A 22,016-nucleotide genomic window follows, 5' to 3' on the forward strand; every position below is an offset into this window, starting at 1 on the left:
CTTGCAACGGTGTGAAAAGTTTCGACAGATACCCCAGGACCGTGATTCGGCCACAAAGGATCCAGCTTTATACCAGAACCTACCCGTCCAAACGAAAAAACGCGGCCTAGGCCGCGTTTTCTCTGACAAGACTCGAACTTAGTTCTTGGCTTTGTCGACGATTTTGTTGGCACCGATCCACGGCATCATCGAACGAAGTTGCTCACCGATGATTTCGATACCGTGAGCAGCGTTGTTACGACGCTTGGCGGTCATCGATGGGTAACCGGTAGCACCCTCGCTGATGAACATCTTCGCGTACTCACCGTCCTGGATGCGCTTCAGAGCGTTGCGCATGGCCTGGCGAGATTCGGCGTTGATAACTTCTGGACCAGTCACGTACTCGCCATATTCGGCGTTGTTGGAGATCGAGTAGTTCATGTTGGCGATACCGCCTTCGTACATGAGGTCAACGATCAACTTCAGTTCGTGCAAGCATTCGAAGTAGGCCATTTCCGGCGCGTAGCCAGCTTCAACCAGGGTTTCGAAACCGGCTTTGACCAGCTCAACGGTACCGCCACACAGAACAGCCTGCTCGCCGAACAGGTCGGTTTCAGTCTCGTCCTTGAAGGTGGTTTCGATGATGCCGGTACGACCACCGCCTACGCCAGCTGCATAAGACAAGGCTACGTTCTTGGCATTGCCGGAAGCGTCCTGATAGATAGCGATCAGGTCAGGAATACCGCCGCCCTTGACGAACTCGGAACGCACGGTGTGGCCTGGAGCCTTCGGCGCGATCATGATCACGTCGAGGTCAGCACGTGGAACGACCTGGTTGTAATGGATCGCGAAGCCGTGGGAGAAGGCCAGGGTGGCGCCCTTCTTGATGTTCGGCTCGATTTCGTTCTTGTACAGCTGGGACTGGAACTCGTCCGGGGTCAGGATCATGACCAGGTCGGCGCCGGCAACGGCTGCAGCAACGTCGGTCACTTTCAGGCCATGAGCCTCAGCCTTGGCAACAGTGGCCGAGCCTTTGCGCAGGCCTACAGTCACGTCAACACCGGAGTCTTTCAGGTTGCAAGCTTGAGCGTGGCCCTGGGAACCGTAACCGATGATGGCAACTTTCTTGCCCTGGATGATCGACAGGTCGCAGTCTTTATCGTAGAAAACTTTCATGAATTTCCCCTATATCAGGCCGTTCCGGCCATTCGCTAATTTGAGTTAGATGCTCAGTACTTTGTCGCCACGGGCAATCCCGGTGACACCACTGCGTACGGTTTCTAGAATCGACGCGGTGCCGATCGATTGAATGAAACTGTCGAGCTTGTCGCTGGTACCGGTCAATTGAACGGTATACACGCTGGCGCTGACATCAACGATCTGCCCACGGTAAATATCGGTAGTGCGCTTGACCTCGGCGCGCTGTGCACCAGTGGCCTTGATCTTGACCAACATCAGTTCGCGCTCGATGTGAGCACTTTCCGAAAGGTCCACCAGCTTCACCACCTCGATCAACTTGTTCAGGTTCTTGGTGATCTGCTCGATGATCTCATCATGACCAACCGTGGTGAGGGTCAGACGCGACAGGGTCGGGTCTTCGGTCGGTGCCACGGTCAAGCTTTCAATGTTGTAGTTACGCTGAGAGAACAGACCGACTACGCGAGACAAAGCGCCCGGTTCGTTTTCCAGAAGCAAGGAAATGATGTGCCGCATGATTAAGTACGCTCCGTCTTGCTCAGCCACATATCGCGCATAGAGCCGTCTTTGATCTGCATCGGATAGACGTGCTCGCTGGTGTCGACCTGGATATCAAGGAATACCAGGCGATCCTTCATGGCGAACGCTTCTTCCATCTTCGGCTTCAGATCCTTCAGATCCGTGATACGCATGCCCACGTGCCCATAGGCCTCAACCAGCTTGACGAAGTCAGGCAGCGACTCCATGTAGGAGTGCGAGTGACGGCTGCCGTAGCTCATGTCCTGCCATTGGCGAACCATGCCCAACACACCGTTGTTCAGGTTAACGATCTTGACCGGCAGACCGTACTGCAGGCAGGTGGACAGCTCCTGGATATTCATCTGGATACTGCCCTCGCCGGTGACGCAGGCGACATCATTATCCGGAAAGCTCAACTTGACGCCCATGGCTGCCGGGAAACCGAAGCCCATGGTGCCCAGGCCGCCGGAGTTGATCCAGCGATTGGGCTTGTTGAACTTGTAATACTGCGCCGCGAACATCTGGTGCTGGCCCACGTCGGAGGTGACAAAGGCATCGCCCTTGGTCACTTCGCACAGAGTCTCGATCACCGTTTGCGGTTTGATGATGCTGCCGTCGCCCTTGTCGTAAGGGAACAGGCCGCGATCACCACGCCACTCGTCGATCTGCTTCCACCAGCTGGCGACCGTGTCCTTGTTCGGGGTCTCGCCGATTTCCTTGAGCGCCGCGACCATTTCGGTCAGGACACTTTCCACAGGCCCCACGATAGGCACGTCAGCCTTGATGGTCTTGGAGATGGAAGCAGGGTCGATGTCCACATGAATGATCTTGGCGTTCGGGCAGAACTTCGGTGCACCGTTGATAACCCGGTCATCGAAGCGCGCGCCTACTGCAAGAATCACGTCAGCGTGGTGCATGGTCAGGTTGGCCGTGTAGCTGCCGTGCATGCCGAGCATGCCGACGAACTGTCGGTCAGTACCTGGATAGGCGCCCAAGCCCATCAAGGTATTGGTCACTGGCAGATTGAGCATCTTGGCCAGTTCGGTGAGCGGTGCGGAGCCGCCACCAAGGATCACGCCGCCGCCTGCATAAAGCACAGGTCGCTTGGCCGCCAGGAGCATCTCTGCCGCCTTGCGGATTTGCCCGGAATGACCACGGACAGCTGGGCTGTAGGAGCGCAGCTTGGCTTTCTTGGGGAAAACGTATTCGAACTTTTCAGCCGGGTTGGTCATGTCCTTCGGGATATCGACCACTACCGGACCGGGACGACCGGACTGCGCCAGGTAGAAGGCTTTCTTCATGACTTCCGGGATTTCCGAAGCGTGCTTGATCATGAAGCTGTGCTTCACGATCGGCCGGGAGATACCGATCATGTCGGTTTCCTGGAACGCATCGGTACCGACCATGGTGCTAGGCACCTGACCGGAAATGATCACCATTGGAATCGAGTCCATATAGGCGGTGGCAATACCGGTAATGGCATTGGTCGCGCCCGGGCCGGAAGTCACCAGTACCACACCGGCTTTACCGGTGGCACGGGCATAGCCGTCAGCCATATGGGTCGCCGCTTGTTCGTGACGAACCAGGATGTGAGTCACTTCCGGCTCTTTGAACAGGGCATCGTAAACATGAAGGAGAGCACCACCTGGGTACCCGTAAATATATTTGACGCCTTCGTCACGCAAAAAGCGGACGAGCATCTCACCGCCAGATAAAAGCTCCACGTTGTTCACCTCTAAAACGCCAGAATACCGCCCTCAAAAGGGAGCGGGTCTTAATAGGTTTACTTCTCAGCAGAGCATGAGCGACGGTGGTCGCCGACTACGTCAGCACTGACTGAGCAAGTATTGGGAGCGCCCCAAAGTGTTGCGGGGTTTTCCCACCCAGCGCGAGGTAACGCGTTGCGGGTGTAGCACTTCGGCGCGGATGTGCGCCTCATGATCTGCTGAGTGGGTCTGCTTCTGGCAGTCCCTCTACAGCGGACTTTGGATTCTTCTGTTTCGTCCCCTTCAAGTCAAGTCGTCTATGTAGTTAATTCGAACTAAGCGCATGAGAACGCAAGAAAAAACCCAAAAACAACCACTGCCTGCACTTCGATTGCGCAATATTCGACAAGCAACTCAGAAATGCGCACCTTGACTTTGGTCATCGGCCTAAAGACAGGGACTGGTCAAGGCTGCCGGCAGAACGGCAAGAAGAGCGCTAGGAAGAGGTGAGGAGGACGGTGCCTGGCATCCGAAGGCGACTGCCAGGCACACCCGGCAGTCTCGGATTCAGCGGGTGGCCGCGATGAGTTGATCGAACTCTTTGAGCAACATTCGCAACTGCAGATCGCGCCCCTGCATCGGCCGGGTGGAGAACACCATTTCGGCCATCTCCTGGATACCGGAGGCATTGGGCAGCGGCAGATCCTGCTCCAGGATCACCTTCATGCGCGGCAGAAAGATCCACTGCAGCCACTGCTCGAAATCCAGCGTATCCACGGCAAAAGGCTGAGTACTGGCCAGAGCCTCGGCACTGGGTGCTATCTCGTCCCACAGCCCCTGCACGCGCAACTCACGCTCGATCAGCAGCAACTGCTCGGCGATCTTGGGAAAACGCACATCCATCACAGCGAGACTCGGGCTTTCTGCCGTGCCTGGGCGGCACCAGCTGCATCACCCTGTTTCTCCCGTGCCTGGGCGATCAACTCCCACAAACTCGCCTGAAGATCGGGACGACCATTGGCAAAACTCAGACCGCGACGAGCAAACTGTTCGGCTTGCGGCGCATCGCCCTGGGCCATGCGCACCTGAGCCAGGCGGTACAGCACCTGCGGCTCACGTGGAGCAACACGCTGCGCCCGCTCGAGGCTGGAAGAAGCACCGTTCAGGTCACCACTGGACTGCTGCTGTTGCGCAGTGGTTAGCAACGCTAGCACCGGACCGTCCAGTTGCTCATCAGCAGACAGGCCACCGGCACGTGCCGAAGGGATGCCACTGGGCGTGGACGGCATGTTGTAGGTGCCCTGGTTGATCGGCGCCGGCTGATAGCCGGAGCCGTCCACCGGACCCGGGGTAATTGGCCCGGAGGTAATAGGCCCCGGAGTAATCGGTGAGCTGCTGATCGGCGCCGAAGCCGTTGCGCCACCACCCGGAACCATCACCACCACCCCGGAGTCCTCCGGAATCGCCTGTGCTTGAGCTTGCGCCGGACGCTTGATCGTCGTCTGTCGAAAGCCTCCGGAGGCAGAAATCCGCTCACTGTTGGACACGGCCGTGCCGGAGTCCACGACGGGAATGGAGCCGCGCTGCACACTGGCGCAACCGTTGAGCAACGCCAGAGCTGTAATAGCTGGAACCCACCACTTGTTCACGTCAAACCCTCATCGCTTAGTTCATCCAGCCCTTGACCCAATCCATCACATCGCTACCTGCCGGGGTTTCACCACCGCAGGAGGCGCCGGGAGGCGGTTCGCTGCCGCGAATATACGGCATCTGTACAGCCCCCGGACAGTTGGCATCGGAGCCCTGTCCGGTACGCGAATCGACCCAGGCTTGAACCACGTTGTCCGGCTGCGGCATATCCAGCGGCAGCGGATCGGCCTTGCGCATGAAACTGGTCCACACCTGCAAGGCACCCGTGGCGCCGGTAAACGGCGTCTTGCCATTATCGTCACGGCCCAGCCAGACCACCGCCAGCAGGTCCTGGCTGAAGCCGGCGAACCAGCTGTCACGGGAGTCGTTACTGGTGCCGGTCTTGCCCGCAAGCGCCAGGGTCTTGGGCAATACGTTGTAAACCGAGCTACCCGTGCCTTCGCGCATCACACGCTGCATCGCACTCTGGATCAGGTAGATAGACCCAGCATCGAATCGCTGCTGAATCTGGAACGGATAGCGCTTGAGCGGTTCGCCTTCGGCCGTCAATACGCTGCGAATCCCGCGCATTGGCGTATTGAAACCGCCATTGGCCAGGGTCTGGTACATGGTCGCCACTTCGATCGGGCTCATGCCACCGGCTCCCAGCAGCATCGAGGGGAACGCCGGGAACTCTCGGGTAACGCCCAGGCGTCCCAGGGTTTTCAGGACGTTGGGTACGCCTACTTCCAAGCCAAGTCGCGCGGTGGACAAGTTGTAGGAATGGGCCAGGCCCTGGTACAGGAAAACGGTGCCATGGGAACGACGGTCGTAGTTCTGCGGCTTCCACACCTGGCCGCCAGCCCCCTTCACCGAGAAAGCCTCATCGGAAAGCCAACTGGTCAGGGTGTACTGGCTGGGCTTTTCCAGAGCCGTCAGGTAGACCGCAGGCTTGATCAGCGAGCCGATTGGACGCACTGCGTCCAATGCCCGATTGAAACCGGCGAAGCTGGCTTGACGACTGCCAATCATGGCCTGGACTTCACCGGTTTCCGGATTGGTCACCACCATGGCCGCTTCAACGTCTTCCGAGCCCTTGCGTCCAGCCAGGCGTTTGAAGGTATCGTTGACCGAAGCCTCAGCCTTCATCTGCAGGATGGGATCGAAACTGGTGAAGATTCGCAGCCCTTCTTCAGTCAAGTCTTCGTCGCGATAATCTTCTCGCAACTGGCGCTTAACCAGGTCGAGGAAGCCTGGGAACGAGCTGTCAGCCAGGCTGCCGCGCTTGGTCACGCCCAATGGCATTTTTTTCGCAGCTTCAACCTGCTCGGCAGTGGCCACACCCTGTTGCTCAAGCAGGTCGAGCACCAGGTTGCGCCGTTCCAGAGCACGCTCCGGATAACGCCGCGGATTGTAATAGGAAGGACCTTTGACCATCCCCACCAGCAGCGCTACCTGATGCAATTTGAGTTCGGACAGCGGCTGGCTGAAGAAGAACTGGCTGGCCAAACCGAAACCGTGCACCGCTCGCTGACCGTCCTGGCCGACAAAAACCTCGTTGAGATAGGCCTCGAGAATCTCGCGCTTGTCGTAATGCAGCTCCAGCAGCAGCGCCATCATGGCTTCATTGAGCTTTCGCGACAGGCTGCGTTCATTGGTCAGGAAGAAGTTCTTCACCAACTGCTGGGTCAGGGTGCTGCCACCCTGGCGCATCTGGCCCGACGAAGTGTTGACCCAGATCGCCCGGGCAATCGACTTCGGCGACACCCCGAAGTGCGAATAGAAGTCACGGTCTTCCACCGCCACCAGGGTTTCCAGCAGGTAGGGGGGAACCTGATCGATCTTGATCAGGATCCGGTCCTCCAGGTTTTTCGGGTACAGGCCACCGATCAGCAGCGGCTCCAGCCGCACGACCGCAAGCTTGGCGCCCTTACTGCCGGACAGCTCCGCCACATAGTCACCGGAGAAACGCACGCGAACCGGCTGCGCCTGCTCCAATCCTTCATAGAACTGGAAGCCACGGGTATTCAGATCGACAGTGTTGCCGCTGACCGCAGCAGCACCGGGACCGTTGGCGACACTTTCGCGGCGATAGCCCAGGGCATCGAGCTCCGTCAGGAAGTCCTCCTTGCTGAGCTTTTGTCCGACGAACAGCTCCAGCGGACGGGCATAGACCTTGGCCGGGATAGTCCAGCGCTTGCCGGAGAATTTTTCCTGGACCACAGCATCGAGGTAAACCGCAAAGCCGGCGAGCACTACCAAGCCGACCAAGCTGAGCTTGAGCGCCCAGCCCAGCCAGGGGCGCAGGCCACCAGAGGGAGTTTTTTTAGCGGAACGAGGGGATCGGGTACGAGTCATGGCGGCGGATTATACGCACTTTATTCATCCTCAACATGCGCCACCCGAGGTTTGCGTTACCCCTCCCAGCGGCCATAATGACGCCCTCGATTTTCCCCGACTCTGAAGGATCGCCTGTGAGCCAGTCACTGATCGCCGCCCTGCAAAACCCCGCTTTGTATCCTCATCCCGTTGAAGGGTTTCAGGTCATCGAAACCCACATCTCCTGGGTACTGCTCACCGGCCCCTTTGCTTATAAAGTGAAGAAGCCGGTGAATTTCGGGTTCCTCGATTTCACCAGCCTGGATGCCCGGGAGCATTTCTGCGGTGAAGAGCTGCGCCTGAACCAGCGCCTGACCCAGGACCTGTACCTGGAAGTCCTGCCGATCACCGGTAGCGCCGAAGCACCAGAGCTGGGCGGCAACGGCCCGGTCATCGAATACGCGCTGAAAATGCGCCAGTTCCCCCAGAGCCAATTGCTCAGCACCTTGCAAGCCAATAGCGAACTGACCACCGCGCACATCGACGAGCTGGCCAAGCAGATCGCCGAGTTCCACCTCAGCGCCCCCAAGGTCCCGGCTACCCACGAAGCCGGTACACCGGAAAGCGTAATGGCGCCAGTACGCCAGAACTTCGAGCAGATACGCCCCTTCCTCAGCGATAAGGCCGACCTGCAGCAGCTCGAAGCCCTGGAGGCCTGGGCCGAGGCTAGTTTCGAACGCCTCAAGCCACTGCTGGCCCAACGCAAGAGCGAAGGCTTTATCCGTGAGTGCCACGGTGATATCCACCTGGGCAACGCCACCCTTATCGACGGCAAGGTGGTGATTTTCGACTGCATCGAATTCAACGAACCCTTCCGTTTCACTGACGTCTATGCCGACACCGGTTTCCTCGCCATGGACCTGGAAGATCGCGGCCTGAAAAGCCTGGCGCGGCGTTTCATCAGCCAGTACCTGGAACTGACCGGTGACTATCAGGGCCTGGAACTGCTGAACTTCTACAAAGCCTACCGTGCTCTGGTACGCGCCAAAGTCAGCCTGTTCAGCATGCCGGCCGATGCCACTCCGGTACAGCGCGCCACCACCCTGCGCCAATACCGCAACTACGCCAACCTAGCGGAAAGCTACAGCACCATTCCATCACGCTTCCTGGCGATCACCTCGGGCGTCTCGGCCGTTGGCAAAAGCCGCGTAGCCATGCGTCTGGTGGAGGCACTGGGCGCCGTTCGCCTGCGCTCCGATGTGGAACGCAAGCGTCTGTTCGGCGAGCAACAAGTGCCGAACGACCCTCACGCCGGTATCTACAGCAGCGAAGCCAGCAGCGCCACCTACACCCGCCTGCATGAAATTGCCGAAATTATTCTGCGCGCTGGTTTCCCAGTCGTGATCGACGCTACCTACCTCAAGCGCGCGCAGCGGGATGCCGCAGCCAAGGTGGCCGAAGCCACCGGCACCCCTTGCCTGATCATCGACTGCAACGCACCCGAGGCAGTGGTCGCCAGCTGGTTGGCTCAACGTCAAGCCGATCAGAACGATCCTTCCGATGCCACTCTGGAAGTGATCGCCACCCAGCAAGCCACGCGAGAGGCCCTGACCGACGAAGAGCTGCTACGCAGCAAGCGTATCGAAACCAATGAAAGCGGTAGCCTGGATGCTCTGGTTGCCAACATTCGTCAGCGCCTCCCAGGCCTGTAAGCAGTAATTTCAGCCGTGAAGTGCAAAGACTTCACGGCTGAAAAATAGTGGCACTATACTGGCGTCATAAATCCAACACTGGTGACGTCGCCATGAGCCAACCGAAACTTCTGGATACTCCGCTTTACGCCCTGCTGCATAAAGACGACATCGTCGGTTTCAACCGCGAACGTCCAAAGGATCAACCCATCGACATGCGTGGCGGTGACTTCCGCGGCCTCGACCTGCGACAGTTGAACGCTCAGGGCATCGACTTTACTGACGCCTACTTCCGTTCCGCCGATCTGCGTGGCCTGGACCTGCGCAATGCCACCATGGAAGGCGCCAGCCTGGCCCATGCGCAAATCTCTGGCGCCTACTTCCCGGTAGAACTGACTGCCGACGAAATCCTCATGTCAGTCAACTTCGGTACCCGCCTGCGTTACAACACCCGCTGAAAGCCCCTGCACTGCTCTGTCCGGCGCCCAACTGCGCGCCGGACCCGTGACATCCCCATTGCTCCCTTACCCTGCAAGGCCCGAGCGCCCTCGCTGCCTCGCCCTGACACCCCCTCCTTAGAAGCATTTGCGCCAAACCCGACCAAAGAACAGCGCGTTTTCTACTGAGCGCTACACTCCTTTGAGGCTGCCCACTCACCATTCGGCCATCGCCAGGAGGCTTAATGAATGATGAACTGCAACATCTGAAGAACCTTGGCAAGACCTCCGCACAATGGCTGCATGCAGTGGGCATCCATAGTGCTTCGGACTTGCGCCGCCTGGGCGCGGTAGACGCCTATCGGGCGGTGCGCACCCGCGGCTTTCGCACCTCTAAAGTCCTGCTATACGCCATTGAAGGAGCCTTGATGGACATGCACTGGAACGACCTTCCTGCTGAACGCAAAGAGGCGTTGAACAAACAGCTGGACGCCATTTCCTCTCGCCACAAAAACTGACTGGCAGAACCTTATGTACCTGATGGGGGAGCAACCGGCCTACGCCGATGCCTTGATCAATCGTCTGCAAAGTATCCCGACGCAGCTACTGGCGGGACTTTCACCCAGCGGTTCAGCCCTGGAATTTGAAGCTGTAGCAGACCTGTCCAACGCACTGCCCGGCCACCAACTGTTCCTCCTCGACAGCGGCGTGATCCAGGCCAGCGTTGACGAACGACCACTTTTTTACCTGCATGAAGGCGATCTGGTGGGGTTGCGTCGAGGTATCGAGCAACCACAGTGGCACTTGAGCAGCGACACACCACTGATATTGACCCCCTATTTGCGGACCGACGTGTTCCGGCATATCTACGCCGACGAACAGCGCTCGGAACTGTTGCTGCAATACCTGATTGGCCAGACCGCCCTACTCTCTGATGCAGTAGCACGCTTGAAACCTCCGGAATTACGCAGCAGCAACGGCTTCAAACGGGTAGCTTCCGGCGAAGTACTGATTGCTCAGGGGGATGAGGCGGATCATGTGTTCGTGATTCTCGAAGGGCACGCCCAAGCCTTTGTCGATGGCCACAAAGTTGGCGATGTACCCAAGGATGAGATTTTTGGCGCCATGGCGGTCTTCACCGGAGAGAAACGCAGCGCCAGTGTGATCGCCAGCGAGCCGAGCACGATCATGCTGATTCCCAAGGAGCAGTTCCTCAGCCTGACCCAGAGCAATCCACGCATCGCCCACAGCCTGATCGAGAGCATGGCAAGGCGCATCGACCTGCTGAACAAGGAAGTGACCCGTCTCATGGCCTTGAACAGCCCGAGCCAAGATTGAACGAGCAGAGGATCCAAACAAGCGTTTAGCGAAATATGCGAAAACTGAAAAAGCCTTGTTGACTTCGAAATGAGAATCGTTATGATTATCACAACTGGTCGCGAGATCAGTCGATAACCTGGAAGACCAGTGGTTCGGACTCTCAGATTATCTCCTCATCAGGCTAATCACGGTTATTTGACCCGGCTCTTGCCGGGTCTTTTTTTGCCTGTGAAAAAGTGAGCCATTCAAGGTTTCAATTGCGCACAGTAATCCTTGGGTGGCTGGGGTGGCGTGTACCAGACGTAATCGGCCGATGCCGGGGAAACCTCACTTCCCTGCTCCGCCAGAATCAGCACCACAACTTCCTGCCCCTGATCCAGATCAGCCATATGCAAGGGCACCCCAAGATCCCGGCGCCCATGAAAAGATCCGGCAAACAGCAAGGCTGGAGTCGGTGCTGCCAGCAGCCGCTCGGCCATGCGCCGATCCCGCTGTTGCTGCACCGCCAGCATGGACGGCACCTGGCTTTCGGGCAGTAGGCCGCAGTGGGACTCGCGAATTTGCGCGGACAATAGCTGAGTCACCGGGCGGGCATTGCTCCGCGCCCCTGACAGAACAGGCGCCTGTGCATAAATCCTGCGCACGTCCTGAGTATCCAGATTGGCTGCCAACAATGGATAGGGCTGCTTCAACGCATAACCCACCAGCGGACCGTAGAGACTCCAGTCCCAACCCGGTTGCCAGGCCAGCGTAGCGGGTAGTCCATCAGGCAAACGCCGCCCATCAAGGGACCGCTTGACCTCATCGACTTTTGATTGCTGATCCGGATTGAGCATTTCCAACAACAGACTGCCCTGTTGCCGCTCCGCGGACATAGAGCGCAAGAGCCAGAGCTGCAACGCGTGATGATCGGCGTTGTCATGCTGCTCACCGACTATCAGCCTGGGCGCCTGTGCCAGGCGTTCAACCAGCTCGCCAGGGCTCAGCGCCTCACCATTGTGCAGGTCAATAATGTTGCCTGGCTCCTGCGCAACCGGCGGCGGCAGCGTTTCCGGCATGCTGTGACAGGCCGCCAGCAACAGGGCCAGCAGTAGCGAGAGTGCACGCATCAGGTCTCTCCGTGTGTCAGATCAACGGGCAATGATCAACGGATGCCCGCGTTCAGGGTGCTGCTGCACCAGAACCTCCAGGCCGAACACCGCTTGCAACGGCTCGGAACGCAGCACCTCGGCTGGCGTACCCAACGAATGCGGGCGTCCGCCTTCAAGCAGCAATACCCGATCACAGTAGCGCGCCGCCAGATTCAGGTCATGGAGGATAATCAGCACCGCCGCGCCGCGATCGGCAAACTCCCGGACGGCCTGCAAGGTGATGTGTTGATGCAACGGATCGAGGGCAGATGTGGGCTCATCCAGCAACAGGTTGTGTCCACTCTGTCCTGGCCACAATTGCGCCAGGACCCGCGCCAGATGCACCCGCTGCCGCTCTCCACCCGACAACGCCAGGTAGCTGCGCCCCGACAGATGCATCACATCGGCCGCCTCCAGCGCAGCACTGACTATCTGCGCGTCACGCACGCGACCACTCTGATGGGGCAAACGCCCAAGCCCCACCACTTCCTCGACCCGAAAAGCGAAGTCCAGACTCGACGCCTGAGGCAACACCGCCAGACGTTGCGCCCGCAATGTACCCTGCCACTGCGCCAACTCTTGCCCATCCAGCGACACTCGGCCCTGGTGGGCCGCCAACTCTCCACTCATGGCTCCGAGCAGGCTGCTTTTACCGGCTCCATTGGGTCCAAGCACCCCCAATACCTGGCCCGGCAACAATTGCAGGTCCACGCCGGACAGAACATCTTTACCACCACGGCGGACATGCAGATTCTCGACTCGCAGCATCAGGCGCGCCCTCGCAACAACAGGTACAAAAAGAACGGCGCGCCGATAAAAGCGGTGACGATACCGATGGGCAATTCGGCTGGTGCCAGCGCCAGGCGCGCCACCAGGTCAGCCAACAGCAACAAGCTGGCCCCCGCCAGGATCGATGCCGGAAGCAAGGTGCGATGATCCGGCCCCGACAGCAGGCGCACCAGATGGGGCACCACCAGTCCGACAAAACCTATCATCCCCGCTGCAGCCACGGCAGCTCCCACGCCCAGGGCAGTACAGAACACCAGCTCGCGCTTGAGTCCTTCGACATCAATCCCCAAATGCTTGGCCTCGGACTCGCCCAGTAGCAGCGCATTCAATGCCGTGGCCCGACGAGGCAACCACAGAGCTACCGCAGCCGTCACCAGCAGCAGCGGCCACAACCGCTGGTAACTGGCACCGTTCAGGCTGCCCAGGTTCCAGAAGGTCAAGGTTCGCAAGGTGGCATCATCCGCCAGGTAGGTGAACAAGCCCACAGCCGAGCTGGCCAGAGCCGTCAAGGCTATTCCCGCCAGCAACATGGTTGCTACATGAGTCTGGCCATTGCGCCGACCAAGACGATAGACCAGCGCCGTCACTCCCAGGCCACCCAGAAAGGCACAGAGTGAAAGCAGGTAAGGGCCAATGGCTTCCGGTACACCGCCAAACATCGAGCCGCCAACAATGGCGATCGCCGCGCCCAACGCTGCTCCACTGGACACCCCCACCAGCCCCGGATCTGCCAGGGGATTGCGAAACAGTCCCTGCATGGCCACGCCGGACAGCGCCAGCACTCCCCCCACCGCAAGGCCAAGCAAGGTCCGCGGCAGACGGATCTGCCCGAGGATCAACTCCGCCTGCTCCAGCCCCTGCCCATTGATCGGTATTCCAAGCAAGCGCAGGGCGGCGCGCAAGGTATCGAACAGGGGCAGGCTGACCGGCCCCAAGGCCAGTGACAGCCAAATAGCCAGGAGGCACAGGGCTCCCAACCCGAGAAACAGCGTTCTAGGTTTGACCAGACGACTCATTGGGCCGACTTGGCCTGGGGGTAGAACACTGCCGCCAGGCGCTTCAGGCTATCCGGCAACCGAGGCCCCAAGCCCCCCACCAGCAAGGTCGGATCCAGTTCGACCACCCGCCCAGCCTTGACCGCCGCAGTAGACGCCAGCACCGGGTTTTCCTTGAACAGCGCAGCACGGGCCGCGTCGCCGCTCAGACTGCGATCGGAAAACACCAGGACTTGCGGACTCAAGCCGGCCAAGGACTCCACCGAAAACGGCTTGTAGCCGGTATGGGTCGCCAAGTTGTGCCCACCGGCCTGCTGCAGGAGCCAGTCCGCCGCAGTGTCCTTGCCGGCAATCAGCGGTTTACCGCCAGCATGCCCCAGCAGCAGCAATACTCCCGGCGCCGCCTGGGCCTTCTGTGCCTCACTGACCCAGGCGTGTTGCTGTTCAAGCTGCTTTTGATAGTCCTGAAACAGCTCTGCGGCTTGCGCATCGCGGCCCAGTAGTTGCCCCAGATGCCGCAAAGTGTGCTGCAAGGTAGGAAGATCAGCCTGGGCAGAAAACAGCTCGACCCTGACCCCGGCGCTACGAATCTGCGACAGCACCGGCGGCGGGCCCATTTCCTCTGTACCCACCAGAATCTGCGGCCGCAGGCTCAGAATCCCTTCCGCCGATAGCTGCCGTTGATAGCCAATGCTGGGCAGCGCCTTGAGTGATGCCGGGTGCTGGCTGGTGGTGTCGACCCCCACCAGCTTCGACTCCGCGCCCAGAGCTGTTACCCACTCAGACAAGGCCCCACCAGCACTGACCCAACGCTGCGGCAACTCATCGGCGGTGGCCCACTGGCTCACCAGCATTCCGGCACAGAACGCAATGGCGCTGGCACTCAGGCGCATAAGTACATTTCCTTTATAGACGTGGGGCCCGCGAAGCAGCTGTCCATGTGACATGCCAGGCAGAGCAGGCATCGAAATGAGCAAGCACCCCGTGTCGGGCGAGGCGGCCATTTGATAATTGTTTTCATTTAGCAGTCAAGCGTCGACATGTTTCATCCTGCCGCCACGGAAAAACTGTGACAGCCTTAGCGCAGAGCCTTCGGACCAAGAGGATAGACATGAAATTTCTTTGCGCCGGGAGTGACCTTCCCGAGGCCGGTAGCCGGGGTTTCCAGCTTGCGGGCTTGAAGCTCTTTGCCGTGCGCCGCGAGGGGCAGGCCTACGTGTATGCCAATCAGTGCCCGCACCGAGGAGTCCCCCTGGAATGGCAACCTGATCAGTTCCTCGATCCCAGCGCCAGCCTGATCCAGTGCGCCACCCATGGCGCACTGTTTCTGATCGAGAGTGGCGAATGTGTGGCAGGGCCATGCGCCGGGCAGTTCCTGAGGGCTATCGACTGCAGGGAAGACAGTCAGGGCATCTGGGTCGATCTTTAACCCTAAAACAGCACCTCTAGGCGCCGATCGATAGAGACTTCCTGTGCAGTCAGGCGAACGCCATAAGCCAGCACCTCGACACCGGCCGCTACCGCCTCCCTCAGGGCTACGGCATACCCCGGATCAATCTCCTCTGCCGGACGCACTGCTTCTATACCCGAGAGATTGACGCAATACAGCTGAACCGCACGTACCCCCTCCCGAGCCAGGCTTGCCAGTTCACGCAAGTGCTTGGCGCCGCGCTGGGTCACCGCATCGGGGAACGCCGCCACTGCGCAACCATCGAACCCCAGAGTGACACTCTTGACCTCGACATAGGCCGGACCACCCGGGTAATCCAGGCGAAAATCGATGCGACTGTTCTCCTGCCCATAAGGCACCTCGCGCTTCAACCCGGTGAAGCCGTTCAATTCATTGATCAGCCCTGCCCTCAACGCCTCTTCAACCAGGCTGTTGGCCCGCCCGGTATTGACGCAGGCCAGACGACCTTGAGGCGTTTCACTGATTTCCCAGGTGCCCGGCAGCTTGCGCTTGGGGTCGTTGGAACGGCTGAACCACACCTGCCCGCCTTCAACCATGCAATTGAACATAGAGCCGGTATTGGGACAGTGAATCGTCATCTGTTCGCCTGCAGCGGTTTCGATGTCTGCCAGGAAACGCTTGTAGCGACGCAGCAGACGCCCTTCTTCCAAGGGAGGATTGAAGCGCATCAGCCTTGCCAGCTCTGCAGGCCACGGGAGATACGCTGCACCGCTTCCTGGAGGCGCTCCAGGCTCTGGGTGTAGGCGAAACGCACATGGTGTCCCGCCTGGTGACGACCGAAGTCCAGGCCGGGAGTGAAGGCCAAGTGCTCGGTCTCCAGGAAGTGCCGGCAGAAAGCAAAGGCATCACCACCAAAAGCGCTGATATCGGCGTACAGATAGAAGGCTCCTTCAGGCTCCACGGCGATACCAAAGCCCAACTCGCGCAAGGCCGGGAGCAGGAAATCCCGGCGGCGCCCGAATTCGGCACGACGCTCCTCAAGCATGCTGATGGTTTGCGGCTCGAAACAGGCCAGAGCAGCGTACTGGGCCATGCTCGGCGCACTGATGTAGAGGTTCTGCGCCAGTTTCTCCAGCTCACCCACAGCCGCAGGCGGTGCCACCAGCCACCCCAGGCGCCAGCCGGTCATGCCGAAATACTTGGAAAAACTATTCAGGACGAAAGCGCTGTCATCCACTTCCAGCACGCTGGCGGCATCAGTGCCATAGGTCAGGCCGTGGTAGATCTCGTCCACCACCAGATGTCCGTTGCGAGCCTTGATCGCAGCGGACAGGCCCGCCAGTTCATCACGACTGAGCACAGTCCCGGTAGGGTTCGCCGGGGAAGCAACCAGGGCGCCGACGCTGTCCTGATCCCAGTAACGCTCCACCAAGTCAGGAGTCAGTTGATAACGCACATCCGGCCCTACCGGCACCAACTGCGCAGCGCCTTCCACCAGACGCAGAAAATGCCGGTTGCACGGATAGCCCGGGTCAGCCAGCAGCCAGTGCTTGCCCGGGTCCACCAGCAGGCTGCTGGTCAGCAGCAACGCACCAGAACCTCCGGGAGTGATCATGATCCGCTCGGGGTCGATATCCAGGCCATAACGCTGCTGGTAGAAACCGGAGATTGCCCCACGCAGCTCCGGGATACCTCGCGCCGCGGTGTAACGAGTCTTGCCGGCGCTCAAGGCCGCCTGCCCGGCCTTGATGATCGGCTCGGCGGTGGTGAAGTCCGGCTCGCCGATCTCCAGGTGAATCACATCATGTCCGGCGGCCTGCAACTCATTGGCGCGGGCCAGCAGGGCCATGACATGGAAAGGTTCGATAGCGCGACTGCGCGCACTGTAGGGCAGAGCCATTAGCCTTCCTTTATTCGAGGGGGAGCAAAAGTCCGATTCTACCCATCCAGTGAAGCTCGGGAGAACCCAACCCCATCCACGCGGTCTGTTGCCTTGCGCCAACTGGTGCAAACAGAAACCGCAGATTTGACTAAAATCAACGATTGAGCGGACCGATCTGCAAGCCATGCCAGAGTTTTCCCGTGTCTACGGACTGCGACTGGACGCAGGCTCGACAACCGGGAGTAGCGCGCTCTGGTTTGATCTGGTAAGTTCGCCCGCTTGCAGCCGCAGGGCCGGCAAGTGTCGGAGATGGAGCAATCCTGCGCAATGGATTACAAGAGTAGAGGCGGTCCATTCATGCCCACCCAAGCAAAGCAACAGATTCAATCGATCAGCGGTTTTGAACCTTATGTTGAAACTGCGGGCGAAGAGTACATGGGCAAGCCCATGCGTGAGCACTTCACCAAGATCCTGAACAAGTGGAAACAGGACTTGATGCAGGAAGTCGACCGCACTGTTGATCACATGAAAGATGAAGCGGCCAACTTCCCTGATCCGGCCGACCGTGCCAGCCAGGAAGAAGAGTTCAGCCTTGAACTGCGCGCCCGTGATCGTGAGCGCAAGTTGATCAAGAAGATCGACAAGACCCTGCAATTGATCGAAGACGAAGAATACGGCTGGTGTGAATCCTGTGGTGTCGAGATCGGCATCCGCCGGCTGGAAGCCCGCCCAACCGCCGATATGTGCGTTGATTGCAAGACCCTGGCGGAAATCAAGGAAAAACAAGTCGGCAAGTAATCGCCGGCCTGAACCTGAAACGGAGCGTATACACGCTCCGTTTTCGTTTCCGCCTTGCGCTGTAGAAGCAATCCCCCCGTTCCTGTCATCACTCCGGGGCCAGCCCCGATAGCATCCTGCCCATGACTGCCTCCACATCTCCTTCATACATCGGACGCTTCGCCCCCACCCCCAGCGGCTACCTGCATTTCGGCTCGCTGGTTGCAGCCCTTGCCTCCTATCTGGATGCCCGAGCTGTCGGCGGCCGCTGGCTGGTGCGCATGGAAGACCTCGATCCGCCCCGGGAAGAGCCCGGCGCCCAGGCAGCGATCCTCAAGGCCCTGGAATGCTACGGTTTCGAATGGGACGGTGACATGGTCCGTCAGAGCGAACGCCACACTGCCTATGCCGAGGTGCTCAACCGCTTGTTCAACCAGGGCCTGGCCTATGCCTGTACCTGTTCACGCAAACAGCTGGAGCCCTACCACGGCATCTACCCGGGCCTGTGCCGCAACCTCGGCCATGCCCGAGAGCATGCAGCGATCCGCCTGCGCGTGCCGGAGCTGGAGTACCGCTTCACCGACCGGGTCCAGGGCGAGTACCGCCAGCACTTGGGCCGGGACGTGGGGGACTTCGTGATCCAGCGCCGGGATGGCCTCTATGCTTATCAACTGGCCGTGGTGCTGGATGACGCGTGGCAAGGCATCACCGACATCGTCCGTGGTTCTGACCTGTTGGACTCCACACCGCGTCAGTTGTACTTGCAGGAATTGCTGGGGCTGCCTCAACCGCGCTACCTGCATGTGCCGCTGATCACTCAGCCGGACGGCCACAAACTGGGCAAGTCCTACCGCTCGCCACCACTGAGCGAAGATCAGGCGCCGCCCTTGCTATTGCGAGCGCTGCGGGCCCTGGGGCAGACAGCGCCAAGCGAACTGGCCGATGCCAGCGTGGCAGAGATCATGCGCTGGGGTACTGCGCACTGGGATGCAAGCTTGATTCCACGCACACTGAGCGTGCCGGAAGCCCAATTGAGCTGACGCCCCTTGCAGCTTGGCGCCCATCCGTTACCATCGCCGCACGTTTTCGGGCACGCACACAATAAAGAGAGGCCGAGATGTACATCTATCGCTTGGTCCTGCTCCTGGTAGTGGGGATCTATCTGTTCTCCCCCGCCATCATGGATTGGTGGATCGATGCTACTGGCGCCTGGTATCGCCCGTATCTGCTCTGGCTGATTCTGATCGTCGTGACCTTCATCCTGCAGAGCCAAAAAGATGCCGATGAGCTTTAGCCTGACCCAGATGATCCTGATCAGCGCCGCCTACTTGCTGGTGCTGTTCGGGGTGGCCTGGATCAGTGAGCGCGGCATGATTCCGCGCTCGATCATTCGCCACCCACTGACCTACACCCTGTCGCTGGGGGTCTATGCCAGCGCCTGGGCCTTCTACGGCACGGTGGGCCTGGCCTATCAGTACGGCTACGGGTTCCTCTCCAGCTACCTGGGGGTGTCCGGGGCCTTCCTGCTGGCGCCGGTGCTGCTCTATCCGATCCTGAAGATCACCCGCACCTATCAACTGTCATCCCTGGCGGACCTCTTCGCCTTCCGTTTCCGCAGCACCTGGGCCGGCGCCCTGACCACCATCTTCATGCTGGTGGGAGTCCTGCCCTTGCTGGCCCTGCAAATCCAGGCAGTAGCCGATTCCATTGGCATCCTCACCCATGAACCGGTGCAACATCGAGTAGCGCTGAGCTTCTGCGCGCTGATCACCCTGTTCACGATTTTCTTCGGTTCACGGCACATCGCTACCCGGGAGAAACATGAAGGCCTGGTGTTCGCCATTGCCTTCGAATCGGTGATCAAGCTGATCGCCATCGGCGGTGTCGGCCTGTATGCGCTGTACGGGGTCTTCGATGGTCCGCAACAGCTGGAACTCTGGCTACTGCAGAACCAGACCGCCCTCGCCGCGCTGCACACCCCACTGCAAGAGGGCCCGTGGCGCACCTTGCTGCTGGTGTTCTTCGCCTCGGCGATCGTCATGCCGCACATGTACCACATGACCTTTACCGAAAACCTCAACCCCCGAGCCCTGGTCAGCGCCAGCTGGGGGCTGCCGCTGTTCCTGCTGCTGATGAGCCTGGCGGTGCCGCTGATTCTCTGGGCCGGACTCAAGCTCGGCGCCACCACCAACCCGGAATACTTCACCCTGGGCATAGGTATCGCCGCCAACAGCCCAGCCCTGGCGCTACTGGCCTATGTCGGCGGACTCTCGGCCGCCAGCGGTCTGATCATCGTCACCACGCTGGCCCTGTCGGGGATGGCCCTGAACCATCTGGTGCTGCCGCTTTACCAGCCCCCCGCAGAAGGCAACATCTATCGCTGGCTGAAGTGGACCCGTCGCGCCCTGATCGTCGCCATCATCATGGCCGGCTACGCCTTCTACCTGCTGCTGGGAGCCGAACAGGACCTGGCCAACCTGGGAATTGTCGCCTTCGTCGCTACCCTGCAATTTCTTCCCGGCGTGCTTTCGGTGTTGTACTGGCCGACCGCCAACCGTCGGGGCTTCATTGCCGGGCTGCTGGCGGGGATCCTGGTCTGGCTGGTGACCATGCTGCTGCCTCTGATCGGCAACCTGCAGGGTTTCTATATCCCGCTGCTGAACATGATTTACGTCCTCGACGACACGAGCTGGCACATGGCAGCCATCGCCTCGCTGGCAGCCAACGTACTGATGTTCACCCTGATTTCGCTGTTCACCAACGCCAGTACCGAGGAAACCAGCGCCGCCGAAGCCTGCGCAGTGGACAACGTGCGCCGACCGCAGCGCCGGGAACTGCATGCCGCCTCACCTCAGGAGTTCGCCACCCAACTGGCCAAGCCGCTGGGAGCCAAGGCCGCGCAAAAGGAAGTGGAGCAAGCCTTGCGCGACCTGTATCTGCCTTTTGACGAACGCCGCCCCTATGCCTTGCGACGTCTGCGTGACCGTATCGAGGCCAACCTGTCCGGCCTGATGGGACCGAGTGTCGCCCAGGACATGGTGGAAACCTTCTTGCCCTACAAGGCCGGCGGAGAAAACTATGTCACCGAAGACATCCATTTCATCGAGAGCCGCCTTGAGGACTACCACTCACGCCTGACCGGCCTGGCCGCCGAGCTCGATGCCCTGCGCCGTTACCACCGACAAACCCTGCAGGAACTGCCCATGGGCGTCTGCTCCCTGGCCAAGGATCAGGAAATCCTCATGTGGAACAAGGCCATGGAGGAGTTGACCGGCATTCCCGCTCAGCATGTGGTGGGATCGCGCCTGAGCACCATCACCAATCCATGGAAAGACCTGCTGCAGGGCTTTATCAACTTGCCGGACGAGCACTTGCACAAGCAGCATCTGGCCCTCGACGGCCAGACTCGCTGGCTGAACCTGCACAAGGCGGCCATCGACGAGCCGTTGGCTCCGGGTAACAGCGGCCTGGTGTTACTGGTGGAAGACTTGACCGAAACCCAGACCCTGGAAGACAAGCTGGTGCACTCCGAACGCCTGGCCAGTATCGGACGCCTCGCTGCCGGGGTGGCTCACGAGATCGGCAATCCGATCACCGGCATCGCCTGTCTGGCGCAGAATCTGCGAGAGGAGCGCGAGGAAGACGGTGAGCTGACGGAAATCAGTGAGCAGATCCTCGAACAGACCAAGCGCATTTCGCGCATCGTCCAATCACTGATGAGCTTTGCCCACGCCGGTAGCCATCAGCACAACGACGAAGCCGTCTGCCTGGCCGAAGTTGCCCAGGACGCCATTGGTCTCCTGGCCTTGAACCGGCGCAATTTCGAAGTGCAGTTCTTCAATCTGTGCGATCCCGACCACTGGGTCGATGGTGATCCGCAGCGGCTGGCGCAGGTACTGATCAACCTCCTGTCCAACGCCCGCGACGCCTCTCCTCCCGGCAACGCGGTACGCGTCAAGAGCGAGGCTTTCGAACACACGGTCGATCTAATCGTGGAAGACGAAGGCAGCGGCATTCCCAAGAACATCATGGACCGATTGTTCGAACCGTTTTTCACCACCAAGGACCCTGGGGAAGGTACCGGACTGGGCCTTGCACTGGTCTATTCCATCATTGAAGAGCATTATGGACAAATCACCATCGACAGCCCGGCCGATCCACAAAGCCAACGCGGCACCCGTATTCGGGTGACCTTACCGCGTCATGTCGAAGCGACGTCCGCTGTGAACTGAGAC

The 22,016-nt window shown here is 59.8% G+C and carries 21 protein-coding genes; 9 read left to right on the plus strand and 12 right to left on the minus strand.

The window, feature by feature from the left end; translation table 11 throughout:
- Positions 1-138: 138 nt before the first annotated feature.
- The 6 genes from ilvC to mrcB form a co-directional block, all read right to left on the minus strand.
- Positions 139-1,155 carry a ketol-acid reductoisomerase gene (gene ilvC / locus WIN67_RS26075; RefSeq protein ID WP_007959661.1) on the minus strand — a complete coding sequence of 339 codons (1,017 nt, stop codon included), beginning with the start codon at positions 1,153-1,155 and terminating at the stop codon, positions 139-141.
- Between the two features lie 45 nt (positions 1,156-1,200).
- The gene (ilvN, locus tag WIN67_RS26080; protein ID WP_016964842.1) at positions 1,201-1,692 is read right to left on the minus strand and encodes an acetolactate synthase small subunit; all 492 of its coding nucleotides are present in this window, start codon (positions 1,690-1,692) and stop codon (positions 1,201-1,203) included.
- Between the two features lie 2 nt (positions 1,693-1,694).
- Positions 1,695-3,419, minus strand: coding sequence for an acetolactate synthase 3 large subunit (locus WIN67_RS26085; RefSeq protein WP_042940970.1), 1,725 nt, complete (start codon positions 3,417-3,419; stop codon positions 1,695-1,697).
- 549 nt (positions 3,420-3,968) lie between these two features.
- Positions 3,969-4,304 carry a YqcC family protein gene (locus WIN67_RS26090; RefSeq protein WP_102882215.1) on the minus strand — a complete coding sequence of 112 codons (336 nt, stop codon included), beginning with the start codon at positions 4,302-4,304 and terminating at the stop codon, positions 3,969-3,971.
- Positions 4,304-5,050, minus strand: coding sequence for a tetratricopeptide repeat protein (locus WIN67_RS26095; RefSeq protein ID WP_110652102.1), 747 nt, complete (start codon positions 5,048-5,050; stop codon positions 4,304-4,306). Before WIN67_RS26095 ends, WIN67_RS26090 begins: the two co-directional genes overlap by 1 nt.
- A 16-nt stretch (positions 5,051-5,066) precedes the next feature.
- Positions 5,067-7,388 carry a penicillin-binding protein 1B gene (gene mrcB / locus WIN67_RS26100; RefSeq protein WP_339070232.1) on the minus strand — a complete coding sequence of 774 codons (2,322 nt, stop codon included), beginning with the start codon at positions 7,386-7,388 and terminating at the stop codon, positions 5,067-5,069.
- A gap of 116 nt (positions 7,389-7,504) precedes the next feature.
- Between mrcB and WIN67_RS26105 the strand changes: the two genes are divergently transcribed.
- The 4 genes from WIN67_RS26105 (at position 7,505) to WIN67_RS26120 (ending at position 10,815) form a co-directional block, all read left to right on the plus strand.
- Complete coding sequence (locus tag WIN67_RS26105; protein WP_339070233.1) at positions 7,505-9,061, plus strand: bifunctional aminoglycoside phosphotransferase/ATP-binding protein; 1,557 nt, start codon at positions 7,505-7,507, stop codon at positions 9,059-9,061.
- Positions 9,062-9,153: 92 nt separating this feature from the next.
- Positions 9,154-9,498, plus strand: coding sequence for a pentapeptide repeat-containing protein (locus tag WIN67_RS26110; protein ID WP_102882219.1), 345 nt, complete (start codon positions 9,154-9,156; stop codon positions 9,496-9,498).
- Between the two features lie 224 nt (positions 9,499-9,722).
- Positions 9,723-9,995 carry a TfoX/Sxy family protein gene (locus WIN67_RS26115; protein WP_339070234.1) on the plus strand — a complete coding sequence of 91 codons (273 nt, stop codon included), beginning with the start codon at positions 9,723-9,725 and terminating at the stop codon, positions 9,993-9,995.
- A gap of 13 nt (positions 9,996-10,008) precedes the next feature.
- Positions 10,009-10,815, plus strand: a complete 807-nt coding sequence (locus tag WIN67_RS26120) for a Crp/Fnr family transcriptional regulator (RefSeq protein WP_273924280.1) — start codon at positions 10,009-10,011, stop codon at positions 10,813-10,815.
- 227 nt (positions 10,816-11,042) lie between these two features.
- Here WIN67_RS26120 and WIN67_RS26125 read toward each other — a convergent pair whose 3' ends face one another.
- The 4 genes from WIN67_RS26125 to WIN67_RS26140 are packed head-to-tail and all read right to left on the minus strand — an operon-like array spanning position 11,043 to position 14,604.
- Complete coding sequence (locus tag WIN67_RS26125) at positions 11,043-11,906, minus strand: ChaN family lipoprotein (protein WP_213665039.1); 864 nt, start codon at positions 11,904-11,906, stop codon at positions 11,043-11,045.
- Positions 11,907-11,927: 21 nt separating this feature from the next.
- Positions 11,928-12,695: a heme ABC transporter ATP-binding protein gene (locus WIN67_RS26130; RefSeq protein ID WP_102865497.1), complete on the minus strand. Its 768-nt coding sequence runs from the start codon at positions 12,693-12,695 to the stop codon at positions 11,928-11,930.
- A complete protein-coding gene (locus WIN67_RS26135) occupies positions 12,695-13,732 on the minus strand; it encodes a FecCD family ABC transporter permease (protein WP_102865496.1) in 1,038 nt (345 codons plus the stop codon). The genes WIN67_RS26130 and WIN67_RS26135 overlap by 1 nt, the downstream gene beginning before the upstream one ends.
- Positions 13,729-14,604 (minus strand): heme/hemin ABC transporter substrate-binding protein, encoded by an 876-nt coding sequence (locus tag WIN67_RS26140; RefSeq protein WP_170002384.1) that lies wholly within the window; start codon positions 14,602-14,604, stop codon positions 13,729-13,731. The genes WIN67_RS26135 and WIN67_RS26140 overlap by 4 nt, the downstream gene beginning before the upstream one ends.
- A gap of 218 nt (positions 14,605-14,822) precedes the next feature.
- On the opposite strand from WIN67_RS26140, the gene WIN67_RS26145 reads away from it, so the two are divergent.
- The gene (locus WIN67_RS26145; protein WP_102865494.1) at positions 14,823-15,140 is read left to right on the plus strand and encodes a Rieske (2Fe-2S) protein; all 318 of its coding nucleotides are present in this window, start codon (positions 14,823-14,825) and stop codon (positions 15,138-15,140) included.
- Between the two features lie 2 nt (positions 15,141-15,142).
- On the opposite strand, the gene sfsA is transcribed toward WIN67_RS26145, so the two are convergent.
- Together sfsA and WIN67_RS26155 are read right to left on the minus strand one after the other, a co-directional pair.
- Positions 15,143-15,850, minus strand: coding sequence for a DNA/RNA nuclease SfsA (sfsA, locus tag WIN67_RS26150; protein WP_102882223.1), 708 nt, complete (start codon positions 15,848-15,850; stop codon positions 15,143-15,145).
- The gene (locus tag WIN67_RS26155) at positions 15,850-17,022 is read right to left on the minus strand and encodes a pyridoxal phosphate-dependent aminotransferase (RefSeq protein ID WP_102865492.1); all 1,173 of its coding nucleotides are present in this window, start codon (positions 17,020-17,022) and stop codon (positions 15,850-15,852) included. Before WIN67_RS26155 ends, sfsA begins: the two co-directional genes overlap by 1 nt.
- 339 nt (positions 17,023-17,361) lie before the next feature.
- On the opposite strand from WIN67_RS26155, the gene dksA reads away from it, so the two are divergent.
- From dksA to WIN67_RS26175, 4 genes are all read left to right on the plus strand, one after another.
- Positions 17,362-17,802, plus strand: a complete 441-nt coding sequence (gene dksA / locus WIN67_RS26160; protein WP_011063504.1) for an RNA polymerase-binding protein DksA — start codon at positions 17,362-17,364, stop codon at positions 17,800-17,802.
- 122 nt (positions 17,803-17,924) lie between these two features.
- Positions 17,925-18,821, plus strand: a complete 897-nt coding sequence (gluQRS, locus tag WIN67_RS26165; protein WP_110652095.1) for a tRNA glutamyl-Q(34) synthetase GluQRS — start codon at positions 17,925-17,927, stop codon at positions 18,819-18,821.
- A gap of 77 nt (positions 18,822-18,898) precedes the next feature.
- Entirely contained in the window at positions 18,899-19,075 is a 177-nt protein-coding gene (locus tag WIN67_RS26170) for a hypothetical protein (protein WP_003176118.1), read from the plus strand.
- On the plus strand, positions 19,059-22,013 hold the full coding sequence (locus WIN67_RS26175; RefSeq protein WP_339070235.1) for a sensor histidine kinase: 2,955 nt from the start codon (positions 19,059-19,061) through the stop codon (positions 22,011-22,013). The genes WIN67_RS26170 and WIN67_RS26175 overlap by 17 nt, the downstream gene beginning before the upstream one ends.
- Positions 22,014-22,016: the final 3 nt, after the last annotated feature.

Origin of the sequence: Pseudomonas idahonensis (genome assembly GCF_037903935.1) — a bacterium.
Classification (GTDB): Bacteria; Pseudomonadota; Gammaproteobacteria; order Pseudomonadales; family Pseudomonadaceae; genus Aquipseudomonas; species Aquipseudomonas danubii.